The organism is Mesorhizobium opportunistum WSM2075 (genome assembly GCF_000176035.2).
Lineage (GTDB): Bacteria > Pseudomonadota > Alphaproteobacteria > Rhizobiales > Rhizobiaceae > Mesorhizobium > Mesorhizobium opportunistum.
In genome coordinates this window covers 5,038,707-5,051,727 of record NC_015675.1, presented here as the reverse complement: position 1 = coordinate 5,051,727, position 13,021 = coordinate 5,038,707, and the positions used below count along the sequence as shown (strand labels likewise).

The 13,021-nt window shown below is 60.6% G+C and carries 11 protein-coding genes; 8 read left to right on the top strand and 3 right to left on the bottom strand.

Going from position 1 to position 13,021, the window contains the following annotated elements:
• Nucleotides 1-26: 26 nt before the first annotated feature.
• From MESOP_RS24465 to MESOP_RS24455, 3 genes are all read right to left on the bottom strand, one after another.
• Nucleotides 27-674 carry a dihydrofolate reductase family protein gene (locus MESOP_RS24465; RefSeq protein ID WP_013896008.1) on the bottom strand — a complete coding sequence of 216 codons (648 nt, stop codon included), beginning with the start codon at nt 672-674 and terminating at the stop codon, nt 27-29.
• 213 nt (nt 675-887) lie between these two features.
• Nucleotides 888-1,919, bottom strand: a complete 1,032-nt coding sequence (gene hemB / locus MESOP_RS24460) for a porphobilinogen synthase (RefSeq protein WP_013896007.1) — start codon at nt 1,917-1,919, stop codon at nt 888-890.
• Between the two features lie 86 nt (nt 1,920-2,005).
• The gene (locus tag MESOP_RS24455) at nt 2,006-2,863 is read right to left on the bottom strand and encodes a DUF2066 domain-containing protein (RefSeq protein ID WP_013896006.1); all 858 of its coding nucleotides are present in this window, start codon (nt 2,861-2,863) and stop codon (nt 2,006-2,008) included.
• A 142-nt stretch (nt 2,864-3,005) separates the two neighbouring features.
• Here MESOP_RS24455 and MESOP_RS33065 point away from each other — a divergent pair, with 142 nt between their 5' ends.
• The 8 genes from MESOP_RS33065 to glyA all read left to right on the top strand — a co-directional run bounded on the left by MESOP_RS33065 (nt 3,006) and on the right by glyA (nt 13,021).
• Nucleotides 3,006-3,554, top strand: a complete 549-nt coding sequence (locus MESOP_RS33065; RefSeq protein WP_013896005.1) for a methyltransferase family protein — start codon at nt 3,006-3,008, stop codon at nt 3,552-3,554.
• 107 nt (nt 3,555-3,661) lie between these two features.
• Nucleotides 3,662-4,705 (top strand): enoyl-CoA hydratase/isomerase family protein, encoded by a 1,044-nt coding sequence (locus MESOP_RS24445; protein WP_013896004.1) that lies wholly within the window; start codon nt 3,662-3,664, stop codon nt 4,703-4,705.
• Complete coding sequence (locus MESOP_RS24440; protein ID WP_013896003.1) at nt 4,702-5,124, top strand: DUF6163 family protein; 423 nt, start codon at nt 4,702-4,704, stop codon at nt 5,122-5,124. The genes MESOP_RS24445 and MESOP_RS24440 overlap by 4 nt, the downstream gene beginning before the upstream one ends.
• A 238-nt stretch (nt 5,125-5,362) precedes the next feature.
• Complete coding sequence (gene ldtR / locus MESOP_RS24435; RefSeq protein ID WP_013896002.1) at nt 5,363-5,878, top strand: transcriptional regulator LdtR; 516 nt, start codon at nt 5,363-5,365, stop codon at nt 5,876-5,878.
• A 558-nt stretch (nt 5,879-6,436) separates the two neighbouring features.
• The gene (locus tag MESOP_RS24430; RefSeq protein WP_041164293.1) at nt 6,437-7,372 is read left to right on the top strand and encodes a hypothetical protein; all 936 of its coding nucleotides are present in this window, start codon (nt 6,437-6,439) and stop codon (nt 7,370-7,372) included.
• 1,055 nt (nt 7,373-8,427) lie between these two features.
• Nucleotides 8,428-9,681, top strand: coding sequence for a L,D-transpeptidase family protein (locus tag MESOP_RS24420; protein ID WP_013895999.1), 1,254 nt, complete (start codon nt 8,428-8,430; stop codon nt 9,679-9,681).
• 207 nt (nt 9,682-9,888) lie between these two features.
• The gene (locus tag MESOP_RS24415; protein WP_013895998.1) at nt 9,889-11,532 is read left to right on the top strand and encodes a Na+/H+ antiporter; all 1,644 of its coding nucleotides are present in this window, start codon (nt 9,889-9,891) and stop codon (nt 11,530-11,532) included.
• Between the two features lie 175 nt (nt 11,533-11,707).
• Nucleotides 11,708-13,021 carry a serine hydroxymethyltransferase gene (gene glyA / locus MESOP_RS24410; protein WP_013895997.1) on the top strand — a complete coding sequence of 438 codons (1,314 nt, stop codon included), beginning with the start codon at nt 11,708-11,710 and terminating at the stop codon, nt 13,019-13,021.

Sequence of the window (13,021 nt, the reverse complement as noted above, 5' to 3'; positions counted from 1 at the left end):
GGCCTGCCGCCAAGGGTTTCGCCAAACTACGCGCGATCGATGATCACATGCGTGGCAAGCGCTGTCGCCACCTGCTCCGTGCACCGATAGCCAAGCTTCACCATATCCAGGCTCGCGAAGAGGTTCTCGCCTGTGCCCAGCAGCACCGGTGAGATCGCCAGGTGCATGGTGTCGATAAGCTTCTCCTGGAGATATTGCCGGATGGTCGAGACACCGCCGCCGACCCGCACATCCTTGCCGCCAGCCGCCGACCTTGCCTGCTCGAGCGCCGAATGGATGCCGTCGGTGACGAAGTGGAAAGTGGTGCCGCCCTCCATCGTGATCGGCGCTCGCTTGAAGTGTGTCAGCACGAAAACCGGCACATGGTAGGGCGGGTTGTCGCCCCACCAGCCCTTCCAGGTTTCGTCGGGCCATTCGCCGCGGATCGGTCCGAACATGTTTCGGCCGAGGATCCAAGCGCCGACATTCTCGAAGCTGCGCGCCGCGAACGCCTCGTTGATATCGGTGGCGCCGCCGTCTTGTCCCAGCACCATCTTGCGGAAGGTGCGGGTATCGACAAACCACTTGTGCAAGGATTCCCCACCGACGCCGAGCGGATTTTGCAGATCCTGGTCGGGACCGGCGCCATAGCCGTCGAGCGATAGGGTGAAAGCGTTGACACGCAGCTTGGACATGAAAACCTCCTCGATAACCAGTTGTATTTTGCAAGTGGTTGCCTTGTAGCAAACCGATTGCGAATTGCAAGTGGTATTTTCTACGGCGAAGAAACACGTACCCGGACCTCTCCGCCATGTAGCGGGAAGTCCTTGCCTGTAAGTTCCTTATGGAAGTCGCGGATGCCGTTCATGGACGACCACGTCGCTGAATGGCCGGGGGAGGGCGAGAACCTACCCCTTCAGCATCGTCGCCACCTCTGGCGCGAAATAGGTCAGGATACCGTCGCAGCCGGCGCGCTTGAAGGCAAGCAGGCTCTCCAGCATCGCTTTCTCGCCGTCGATCCAGCCATTGGCGCCCGCCGCCTTGATCATCGAATATTCGCCCGACACCTGGTAGGCGAAGGTCGGCATCTGGAATTCGTCCTTCAGCCTGCGGATGATGTCGAGATAGGGCAGGCCGGGCTTGACCATCAGCATGTCGGTCCCCTCGGCGATGTCCTGTTCGGCCTCGCGCACGGCTTCGTCCGAGTTGGCATGATCGATATAGTAGGTCTTCTTGTCGCCCTTGAGCAGGCCGGCGGTGCCGACCGCCTCGCGATAGGGGCCGTAGAAGGCCGAGGCGAATTTGGTCGCGTAGGACATGATCGCCACGTCCTGAAAGCCGTTGGCGTCGAGCGCGTCGCGGATGGCGCCGATACGCCCGTCCATCATGTCGGACGGCGCGATGATGTCGGCGCCGGCCGCCGCCTGGATGACGGCCGCCGCCGCGACCTGTTCGACCGTCTCGTCGTTGACGATGATGCCGTCGCGCAGGATGCCGTCATGGCCGTGGCTGGTGAACGGGTCGAGCGCGGCGTCGGTGATGATGCCGATCTCGGGCACCGCGTCCTTTATGGCACGGGTGGCGCGGTTGATGACATTGTCGGGGTCGAGGATGTGCGAGCCGGTCTGGTCGCGCAAGGCCAGATCGACATTGGGGAAGGTGGCGAGCGCGGGAATGCCGAGCCTGGCCGCGCGCTCAGCCTCCTTGATTGCAAGGTCGATCGACAGGCGGAAGACGCCCGGCATGGCGGCAATCGGCTCGCGCACATTTTTGCCCTCGACGACGAAGATCGGCCAGATCAGGTCGTCGACCGTAAGCCGGTTCTCCTGCACGAGCCGGCGCGACCAGTCGGCCTTGCGCATGCGGCGCAGGCGGCGGCTGCCGGTGACATCGTCGACGCTTCGAGCGCCGGCTGGCTTTGTCGGGGTGAATCTGTTCATTGCCAAAACTCCGGATCAGCGGCTTTTACCACGAGCCCTCGGTGCTGACCAATGCGACACGTTTGTGCCAGGAGCCGCACGCTATGTCAGCCGGGTTGACCATTGCCGGATAGTATTTGTGCGGCGCCACGGATCGCGGCGCGGAACGCCTCGTCGAAGCTGACGCCGCGGACCTGCCACTCATAGGTTTTGCCATCGACCGCAAGGGTTTTGCCATCGACCGTAAGCCACCAGTCGACGACCCAGCCCAATTCCTTGTCGCGCCAGCTGATGTGCCCGAAAAGCAGCGGTCGGCCGCCAAGGGTTCTTGCAACGCCGCCCAGCATTTCGGGCGAGGTGGCCATGGCCCTTACCTCCTCGAAAATGAAGCCGCCCTTGGTGAGCTTAGCCTTGTCTGGAATGACGATCGACATTGCCAGGGGCTGGGCAGCCGCCTCAAACGATTCCCGCATATAGGGGCTCTCGTCCCCGTCACTGGCGAGTACGAAGCCACGCCCAGCACGTTCCACGGCCAAGAGTATCGTCAGCGCCGGCCGTTCGCCAAGCCAGGGCCTGCTGCCCAGCGACGCCAGCACCTTGTCGATCACGTCAGGCTTGTAGAGACAGGTGAGATCATGCGGCCGGTCATGCGTGCCTTGCTCGTCGTGGATCGGAATGCCCTCCAACCGGTCATGGTAGCGGAAAGCATCGACGAAGCTGCCGGCCTTGTCGCGCAGATCCGCTATCTCTGGCTTGTCGAGCAACCGCTGGTCGCCCGAAACCCTGACCAGAACCCGGTCCAGGCAATCCCGGAAGCCTGTCTGGCGGTTCTCCTCGCCTTGGCCGGTGACGATGGTCTGCGACTGGTAGAGATCGTCCAGCGTGGTTGCCAGGACAGGATGGGCGGCCAGGCATCGCCCGATCAGCCCGATTGCCACCAGCGCAAGGCGTAAAAATCGAGCCATGAACAACGTCCGCCGTCCAGCATTTGCCGGTCGATTTCTAGCATCGACCACGGACGCGAGCCAAGAGGCTGTACCGGCCTTGTGGCGTTGACGTGTCCTTGCAGCACGCTAGGTCGGCATGGGGCGGCGGAAGGAGCAAGCCATGGTCTTCGTCTGGTCCATCTATGCCGCCTGGCTCGTGCTGATCGTCTACCTGACCGTTTCGGCGTTCGGTGTGAAACGGGATACCGAAGAGCACATGCCGCAGCGACTGGCACTGTTGGCCGCCATGATCGTCGCTTTCCTGCTCCCGCGTGTGCCGATGTTCCGGTTCGTCAACTTCGCACCCGTGAACGCCGTGTTGAGCAGCATCGGTGTCATCGTGGCCGTTGCCGGGATGGCCTTCCTGGTCTGGGCGCGGCAAACCCTTGGCAGCAATTGGAGCCAGATCGTCTCCGCCAAGCAAGGCCATGAACTGGTGACGTCAGGCCCTTACCGCTATGTCCGCCACCCCATGTACACAGGTGGCCTTGTTGCATGCATCGGCTCGGCGATCGTGGTGGGCGGTGGTTTCGTCTTTCTGCTGATCCTGCTAGGCGTGATCTTCCTGTGGCGTGTCGGCGCGGAAGACAGGCTTCTGGCAGGGCAATTTCCCGACGAATTCCCAGACTATGCGCGTCGCACGAAGGCGTTGATCCCGTTCGTGTGGTAGCAATTCCAACCGATCATGCTTCCTGTCCCGGCACACGACAATTGACGTTCGCTCGGTCGCCGCTTAGCACTTCAGTCCCGCAGGCGCGGGGGAGGGATTCTCTGGCGATGGATTTTGGTGGAGGCGACGAAATTCGCTTCGAACGGTTGGGCAGGGCTGGTGTCGTCACGTTGACGCGGCCGCAGGCGCTCAATGCCGTCACCCATCGCATGGTCAAGGCGCTGGGCAAGGCCCTGCGTTCCTGGGAGCGTGACGACGGTGTCGACGTCGTGGTCCTCAAGGCCGAGGGCAGGGCGTTTTCGGCCGGAGGCGACATCCTGGATATCTACGAAGCCGGCCGTGCCGGAGAGCCGCCGGTCGCGTTCTTCGCCGACGAGTACCGGCTCAACGCCTACATAGCGCGCTTCAAGAAACCCTACGTGGCGCTCATCGACGGCATCGTCATGGGCGGCGGCGTCGGCATTTCGTTCCACGGTTCGCATCGGGTGATGACCGAGAATGCCCAGTTCGCCATGCCGGAGGTCGGCATCGGCTTTTTCCCGGATGTCGGCGCCAGCCATCTGCTGCCCGATCTTGGCGGCTCGTTCGGCATGTATCTGGCGCTGACCGGCAACCGCATCCGCTATGGTGACGCGCTGTGGTCGGGGCTGGCCACCCACACCATCAAGGCCGAGGACCAGGCGAGCTTCCTCGATCGGCTGGTACTGACCGGCGATCCGGAATCGGTGCTGCGCGGTTTCTTCGTCCAGGCCAGGCGAGAGACCGACAGGCCGATCCTGGAAGCGATATCGCGTCATTTCGCCCAACCATCGCTGCAGGATGTCGTCGACAGCCTGGAACGCGCGGCGGGCACCGACGAATTCGCGGCAAAAACGTTGGCGACGATCCGCATGCGCTCCCCGACCAGCCTTCGCGTCGCCTGGCGGCAGATCAACGCCGGGCTGACATTGTCGATGGACGATTGCATGAAGATGGAATTCCGCATTCTCAACCGCATGCTTGCCGGACACGATTTCTATGAAGGCATCCGCGCCGCCATCATCGACAAGGGGTCAAAGCCGCAATGGCGGCCGGCAAGCCTCGACGCGGTCAGCGAGGCCGATGTCGAGGCCTATTTCGCCCCGCTCGGTGAACGGGAACTCCTGGCATGAGCGAGGTGACTTCGAGACGCGTGGTGCTTCAGCCCTCGACGGTCGAGGTCATCTTCGCCTGGTTCCAGCGCGTCATCGCCGGCTACTGCCTGCTGTTCGGCATCCTGTACTGGGTCAAGCTGATCGGCTTCTATCCAGGTTCGCTGTGGCGCTTCGACCTCATGCCGGTGCACTGGCAGGTCGCGGCGGTGATGCTCGCCGTGTTCTTCCCCTTTGCCGCGGCGGGACTGTGGATGCTGGCCTCCTGGGGGCCGGTGATCTGGTTCATTTGCGCGGTCACAGAGACCGTCATGTATGCCGGCTTTCCCGAGCTTTTCGGTCATCGGCTGCTGATTGTCGTCTCGCATGCGGCGGTGGCGCTGCTCTACATCGTCTTTCGCGTCGTCATCTGGCTGCAGAAACGCCCGGTACGGCACTAAGCCGTTGAGCGCATTGATGACTTCGTGATCGCCCCGAACCGGCCCCGCGAGAGGCGCCTAAGCCTTTAGGTTAATTATCCTTACTCGGGTGACCGTTCGTTAAGCCTCTTCCGAAACCTATTACCGGTAAGCTCTTGTTAGCCCTAGCGTTTAAGTCGAATTTTATGAGTATTCGATAGTGTCGCGATCAAGGTGAAAAACAAAAAATCACCAAGGCGACAAACGAGAGGCAAAGACAATGATCAATTCGCGTCCGGCGGCGAAGACCGCCAACGTATCCGACGATCGCCGCGAGGCTATCCGTTCCCTGTACATGGAATCGCTGCAGCTTGTTGAGCGGCTGCACCGCCGCCTGCTTGATGTGATCAAGGACGAATTCGACCGCAACGGCCGTTCCGACATCAACGCCATCCAGGCGCTGCTGCTGTTCAACATCGGCAACTCCGAACTGACCGCCGGCGAACTGCGCTCGCGTGGCTACTATCTCGGCTCGAACGTGTCCTACAATCTGAAGAAGCTGGTCGATCTCGGCTTCATCAACCACCAGCGTTCGCGCATCGATCGCCGCTCGGTCCGCGTCTCGCTGACGCCGAAGGGCAACGAAGTGGCCGATGTGGTCGCCGGTCTTTATGAGCGCCATGTCGGCTCGATCGAGCAGGTCGGCGGCATCAACACCGACGAGTTCAAGCAGATGAACCGTGCCCTGCAGCGGCTCGACCGCTTCTGGAACGACACCATCGCCTATCGCATGTAAGGCGTCCGTCGCATCGGATTTGGCCCGCGCCAAAGAAGCGCGGCCGCAAGAGCGACCTTCAGTCAGGACCGGTGCCGAAAGCACCGGTCCATTTTCTTGTGGGGTTTTGGCAGGCATGTCGGGTTACGGCATCAGTCGGCAGAGCTTCTCGGGGCACTGGGGAGTGGCGATTGCAGTGCCTCGGTGAGTCCTGGAACAGCCGGGCGACCGAGCGGCTCCAGCAGAACTTTTCAAGCTCTGGCGCGGCTTAGGCACATACGTGTTGTGTCGCGGCAGATATCGGTCCCATCACGAAAATTTTACCGAAGTATTGCCGCTGGTGATGCAACCCCGTCCGCCAACCGTGAAAACCGAAATTACGCAGCCGCTTGTTGATTGGGATTAAAGTCATCTCGAAGAATCCATTGATCGAAATGTCTTCGGTGCCGGCCGGCGGATACCAGATCGGCGACAAGGAGATACTTGAAATGAAAAATAAAATGTGAAGGAATGCGAAGAGGGGTCGCCAGAACAAAAAATGAGAACTGGCGCGGAGGGGGATACGTGCACAAGATTTGCATGCTGACCGTGTCGGCGGTCTCTATATGCCTTGAGGGATGCGGCATAAGGCCATTACCGCAAGACGTAACTAAATATAATACGTCGGATATTGTTCGTCACATCAGATGTGAAACGCGAGAGGCCATAAAACATCAGCTGATCGCGTGGCTTGAGGATCGTGGCAAGCACGGGGATCCTGCGGCCATTCGAGTGGCTCAGGACATTCGAGACAAAAAAGACCCCAGAAAAATAATTTACGACGGACTCAAGCCTGATACCGTTTACGCTATCGGGTTGTTTGCTCAAACGGTCGTCGCCTACGCATTTACGTTCGACATGACCGTTGCAAGCAATAACACTTTCGGAATGAATTTCCTAGATACATTGCACTCCGGAGCAAAGAATACATTAGGTATAGGCGCTGGAATGAATCTCTCACGGAATAATATAAGGACTCTCACGGCGGCCGATACTTTTGCTAGCCTCTACACGGATGTCGGCAACAATTATTGCGACAACGAGCTGAAGGAGGCGAATTACCTTTATCCTATCACTGGGAAAATAGGTATGGATGAACAGATTTCCGATTTTGTCGACAATTCTATTTTCAACAGCCTGGCTGGAAAGGATGGATCGACATCCGGCCCGGAAACTGAGGCCGACAGTCTGGATTTCGAGACAGTCGTAACGGGCAATATAAATCCGAAGATTACGCTCGCGGGAGCGAGCGGTTTGACGGATGTGTCTTATATTGGATCGATAACCCGCACGGATAAACACAAGGTGATAATAGGATTCTCACTTCCGGTTGGTGGAAAAGGGTCGGCGGATGTGAAGGAATTTGTAGGTAAATATATATCTGGAAGCGGAGACGCGACGATGAGACGTGCGTATCGTGTCATCGATCAGGCCAAGCAAGATCAGTTGCTATCAAGGGCTATAGTGTTGAATTGAGGAGGGATGAATGAGTAACAGTTCAAAGATAAAATCGGAGAAGACGACTGTAAAGCGGAAGCCTGCGGTAACTCGGAACAATGTGATGTCTGAGGCGGATGAATTTTCACAATCGTCCACGCCGATGACGTTCACCTCGGCGCACGCACTGCGGTTTGTTCGCGCGCTGGACAAGCATAAAGTCTTAAGCAGATTTATAAAGGAGTCGAAATTGGACAAGGAGAATTCTATCTCTTTCAGTCCGTCGGCAATTAATTTGGGAAAGAAGCTTTTGGCTGAAAAGAACGCTCACAGGACTGATGTGTTTGCCAAGAGCATAGTTGGAGACCCTCAGATACCCAGCACGGACCCTAAACGGTGCCCTCACTACGATAAATGATCACTATAGTTTGTATGTTCACTATTCGGTAGGTACGAGGTTTGCCACACGGGATCGATCTATTCTGTTGCAGATTGGCTAGATCGTGTTTCATTTTTTCAGCCAGCAGAATTTCTCGCCAAAATCTGCAAGGCCCGTTAGGTAGTGGATGCCGCCGTCTTCCTCGGCTGCTTAGCTCGTGAAGACCGCGGGCGATCGGGAACCTGCCGCAAAGGTTCGTTTGCCTGTTAGCCTTATCTGAGGGGCGCCCTGTTGCAGATGGTGTAGTGAGATAGGCGTCAATCTCTGACAATCTCTTAGGACTGCTGCCGTTAGGGCTGCCAGCCTATCCGAGTGCGTCTTTGACGGTTGGCGGATTGCTGGTCGATCTCGGGGCAGACAACAACGGTTCGGTACCGGAAAAGCACGCACCTTTCATTTCGCTGCACCGGCAGGCTCGATTTGAGCCCAAGGCCACGTTGCCGCCATAATCGCGGTGGAAGCGAGGATGCGGGTGATGCTGCCGGCCAGCGCTTGCGCTCACTTGAACCCGCATCGCGACAGCGCATTTGACGCCTATGCGATGCAGGTCATGGTTGGCTAATTCTTAACATTGCCAACCCTAGACTGCGGGCTCAATCGCCCGTTGAGAGCAAACCGAGCGAGATCGAACACAGCAAGAATGTCTGGAACGTCCATGAGAACCAGCCGCCGTTTTTTCCTTTCTGGAGCCTCCGCGCTCGCCGCCGCCATGGTGGCCGGCCGCGCGAGTGCGCAGGATGTGATCGGGGATATCCTGAAATCCTCGGCTCGCGGCAATTGGGATGACCAGTTCGACGCCCGCGCCAGCGAAGGCGGCAAGGTCGCCTCGACATTGCCGATCTTCAGTCCGCAGACCGTTGCATTCACCGAACAGGCGGTGGCGCAATACCAGAACATTGTCGGTCAGGGCGGCTGGGTAGATGTTCCCGCGACCAAGAAGCTGGAACTCGGCGTCGATGACCCGGACGTCGTCCCGCTGCGCAAGCGCCTGATGATTGCGGGCGACCTGTCGCAGAGCGCCGGCATTTCGACGGCCTTCGATTCCTATGTCGACTCCGCGGTCAAGCGCTTCCAGTTGCGCCACGGTCTTCCGGCAGACGGCTCTATGGGCAAATACACCTATGCGGCGATGAATGTTTCGGCGCAAATCCGGCTCGGTCAGTTGCAGACCAATCTGCAGCGGCTGAAGGAGAAGGCCGGCACGCTCGGCAGCCGCTATGTGCTGGTCGACATTCCGGCGGCGCAGATCGAAGCGGTCGAGAACGACCGCGTCGTGCTTCGCCACACGGCCATCGTCGGCAAGATCGATCGCCAGACACCGATCGTCAATTCCAAGATCAACGAGATCATCGTCAATCCGTACTGGAACGCGCCGGTCTCGATCGTGCGCAAGGACATCATTCCGCTGATGCGGAAGGATCCCGACTATCTGAAGAACAGCCATATCCGCCTGTTCGCGCCGGATGGCAGCGAAGTCGATCCGATGAATGTCGACTGGTCGACCGACGATGCCGCCAAGTACCGTTTCCGGCAGGATCCCGGTTCCGAAAACGCCATGGCGTCGGTGAAGATCAATTTCCCGAGCCCGGATGGCGTCTACATGCACGATACGCCGCAGCAGAGCCTGTTCGGCAAGATGATGCGGTTCGATTCCTCGGGCTGCGTGCGCGTCCAGAACGTGCGCGACCTCGTCACCTGGATCCTGCGCGACACGCCCGGCTGGGACCGCCAGCATTTCGAGGCGGCGATCAAGACGGGACAGAACACGCCGATCCAGGTCACCAACCCGGTCCCGGTGCACTTCCTCTATCTGTCGGCCTGGTCGACCGGCCCCGGCGTCGTCCAGTTCCGCGACGACGTCTATGCGCTCGACGGCAACAGCGAACTGCAGATCACGTCTTCGCTCTAAGCGCCTGATAATTTTGACGAAAAGCCGCCTTCGAGGCGGCTTTTCTGTTTGCGGGCGCAGCCGCTGATTGACCAGCCTCGCCACCGCTTGCGCACGATTGATGACGCCGAGTTCGGGGATGGCCTTTGGTCATCTTGGTGCCGGCGCGGCCTGGCTGGACGCGGCGCCGGCGATTGCGCATGGTCTCCCGACAGCCGGAATCGCGCAATGCAAACCGCCATCTTCATCCTTGTCGTGCTCGTCTTCGTCGCCGTTTCCGGCGCGCTGGTGCGCCTGGTGCGGGTGCCGCTGCCGGTGCTGCAGATCGCCATAGGCGCCGCGCTTGCCTGGCCGGTGCGCGGCATCCATGTCGAGATCGATCCGGAACTGTTCCTGCTGGTGTTCATTCCGCCGCTGCTGTTCAGCGACGCCTTTGGCGCGCCCAAGCGCGAACTCATCGCTTTGCGCCGGCCGATACTCGATCTCGCCATCGGCCTCGTCTTCTTCACCATTGTCGGCTTCGGTTATGCCTTGCACTGGCTGGTGCCGAGCATTCCGTTGGTCGTGGCCTTCGCGCTCGCCGCGGTGCTGTCGCCAACCGATGCGGTGGCTGTTTCCTCGATCGTCGACAGGAACGTGGTGCCGGCGCGGCTGATGCACATCCTGGAGGGCGAGTCGCTGCTCAACGACGCGTCGGGCTTGGTGATGTTCCGCTTCGCCGTCGCGGCGGCATTGACCGGCAGTTTCTCCTTCGCCGCCGCCTCGCTAAGTTTCCTCTATGCCGTGGCGGTCGGCATCCTGGCCGGGGTGGCTGCACTGTTCGTCGCCGCCAAGATGCTGCAACTCTTGAACCGCATTGGCGGCGTGCCGGCCGAGGCGCAGGTGCTGATAACCATCCTGCTGCCCTTCGTCGCCTATCTCGCGGCCGAGCATTTTGGGGCTTCGGGTATCCTGGCCGCGGTCACCGCGGGCCTTTTGACCGGGAGCACCGGGATATTCCGCTTCCTTGGCGTCTCGGCGCGCATGCAGACCATCTCGCTGTGGACGACGTTTTCTTTCGTCTTCAACGGCGCGCTGTTCATCGTGCTCGGCCTGCAGCTTCCCGAAATCATCCGCAAGGTGCCGGCGGAACTCACCGGCCACTATCCCGTCGTCCAGCCAGTGCTGACCGTGCTGGCGCTGACGCTGTGCCTGATCGCGCTTCGCTTCGTCTGGATCTGGATCGGCGACATCACGGCGGGTATCGCGGCGCGGCTCGGCAAGCGCGAGGCCGAGCCATTCGGCCTGCGCGTGCGGTTGGCCGGATCGGTGGCGGGCGTGCGCGGGGCGATCACGCTGGCCGGCATCTTGTCGCTGCCGCTGGCCTTGCAGGACGGCACGCCATTCCCCGCGCGCGACCTTGTCATATTCCTCGCCGCCGGCGTCATCATTTGCTCGCTGGTGATCGCTAGCCTTGCCCTGCCGGTGATCGCGCGCGGGCTGGTCGAACCGGGCGAAGATGCCGGCGCGGCGGAGGAGCGCTTGGCGCGTGTCAATGCGGCGAACGCTGCAATTGCCCACATCGAGAGCATGGCGAGCGGCAGCGACGACGACGGCGAGGTGCCCGGCGCCAGACTTGTCGCCGCCGAAAACATCGTCGCCGGCTACCGACGCCGCATCGCTGCTTCCGACGCTGCCGATGAGGCCCGAGCCGAGGCGCGCGAGGCCGGGCGGGTGGAGCTCGAAATGCGACTTGCCGGCATCGAGGCCGAGCGCTCGGCCGTACGCAACATGGTCCGCAGTGGCCAGATCAACGACCATACCTCGCGTGCGTTGTTTACCGAGATCACGCTCACCGAAGCCTTGCTCAGGGGGCGGCAGGAGCGGAAATAGCCGGTTCCGGTCCGCCTCTGCCGCAAAACGGCCAGCAAATTTCGCGCTGCAAACGTGGCGAGGCCAAAACAACTGTGTTAATGGCGCGGCAATGCAGGTCGCCCAAAGGCGTGCAACGATTTTGGGCCGACGATGTGCATAAACAAATTGCCCCCGAACCGGAGGATTTCAGGCCATGGCAATAGCAGCGGCAGCGTCGAACAAATTCGAATCCTTCTTCGAAACCACGCTGGAAGACGCCGATCCGGAGATTTTCGGCGCCATCCGCAACGAACTCGGTCGCCAGCGCCATGAGATCGAACTGATTGCCTCGGAGAACATCGTTTCCCGCGCGGTGCTCGAGGCGCAGGGCTCGATCATGACCAACAAATACGCCGAGGGCTATCCGGGCAAGCGCTACTATGGCGGCTGCCAGTTCGTCGACGTGGCCGAGGAACTGGCCATCGAGCGGGCGAAAAAGCTGTTCGGCTGCAACTTCGCCAACGTCCAGCCCAATTCCGGCAGCCAGATGAACCAGGCGGTGTTCCTGGCGCTGCTGCAGCCCGGCGACACATTCATGGGTCTCGACCTCAATTCCGGCGGCCATCTCACCCACGGCTCGCCGGTCAACATGAGCGGCAAATGGTTCAAGGTCGTGTCCTATGGTGTGCGCAAGGAAGACCATCTGCTCGACATGGACGCGATCGAAAAGACCGCGCACGAGACCAAGCCGAAGCTGATCCTGGCCGGCGGCACCGCCTATTCGCGCATCTGGGACTGGAAGCGATTCCGCGAGATCGCCGATGCGGTCGGCGCCTATTTGATGGTCGACATGGCGCACATCGCGGGCCTCGTCGCCGGCGGCGTGCATCCCTCGCCTTTGCCGCACGCGCATGTGGTGACGACCACCACGCACAAATCGCTGCGCGGCCCGCGCGGCGGCATGATCCTGTGCAATGACGAGGACATCGCCAAGAAGATGAACTCGGCGGTGTTCCCCGGCCTGCAGGGCGGACCGCTGATGCATGTCATCGCTGCCAAGGCGGTCGCGTTCGGGGAAGCGCTGAAGCCGAGCTTCAAGATCTATGCCGAGAGCGTCGCCGCCAATGCCAAGGCTCTGGCCTCCAGCCTTCAGGAAACGGGCCTCGACATCGTGTCCGGCGGCACCGACAACCATCTGATGCTGGTCGATCTGCGCCCCAAGAACGCCACCGGCAAGCGCGCCGAGGCAGCCCTTGGCCGCGCCAACATCACCTGCAACAAGAACGGCATCCCCTTCGACCCGGAAAAGCCCTTCGTCACCTCGGGCGTGCGGTTGGGCACGCCGGCCGGCACCACGCGTGGCTTCGGCCAGGCCGAATTCCGCGAGATCGGGAAGCTGATCGCCGAGGTGCTGGACGGGCTCAAGGTCGCCAATTCCGACGAGGGCAATGCCGCGGTCGAGGCGGCGGTCAAGGCCAAGGTGGTGTCGCTGACCGATCGTTTTCCGCTCTATCCTTATCTTGGCTGA

Excerpts from the sequence above, each read along its gene's own strand:
- MESOP_RS24465 (WP_013896008.1), bottom strand. The coding sequence starts at position 674 with ATGTCCAAGCTGCGTGTCAACGCTTTCACCCTATCGCTCGACGGCTAT.
- hemB (WP_013896007.1), bottom strand. The coding sequence starts at position 1,919 with ATGAACAGATTCACCCCGACAAAGCCAGCCGGCGCTCGAAGCGTCGAC.
- MESOP_RS24455 (WP_013896006.1), bottom strand. The coding sequence starts at position 2,863 with ATGGCTCGATTTTTACGCCTTGCGCTGGTGGCAATCGGGCTGATCGGG.
- MESOP_RS33065 (WP_013896005.1), top strand. The coding sequence starts at position 3,006 with ATGGTCTTCGTCTGGTCCATCTATGCCGCCTGGCTCGTGCTGATCGTC.
- MESOP_RS24445 (WP_013896004.1), top strand. The coding sequence starts at position 3,662 with ATGGATTTTGGTGGAGGCGACGAAATTCGCTTCGAACGGTTGGGCAGG.
- MESOP_RS24440 (WP_013896003.1), top strand. The coding sequence starts at position 4,702 with ATGAGCGAGGTGACTTCGAGACGCGTGGTGCTTCAGCCCTCGACGGTC.
- ldtR (WP_013896002.1), top strand. The coding sequence starts at position 5,363 with ATGATCAATTCGCGTCCGGCGGCGAAGACCGCCAACGTATCCGACGAT.
- MESOP_RS24430 (WP_041164293.1), top strand. The coding sequence starts at position 6,437 with ATGCTGACCGTGTCGGCGGTCTCTATATGCCTTGAGGGATGCGGCATA.
- MESOP_RS24420 (WP_013895999.1), top strand. The coding sequence starts at position 8,428 with ATGAGAACCAGCCGCCGTTTTTTCCTTTCTGGAGCCTCCGCGCTCGCC.
- MESOP_RS24415 (WP_013895998.1), top strand. The coding sequence starts at position 9,889 with ATGCAAACCGCCATCTTCATCCTTGTCGTGCTCGTCTTCGTCGCCGTT.
- glyA (WP_013895997.1), top strand. The coding sequence starts at position 11,708 with ATGGCAATAGCAGCGGCAGCGTCGAACAAATTCGAATCCTTCTTCGAA.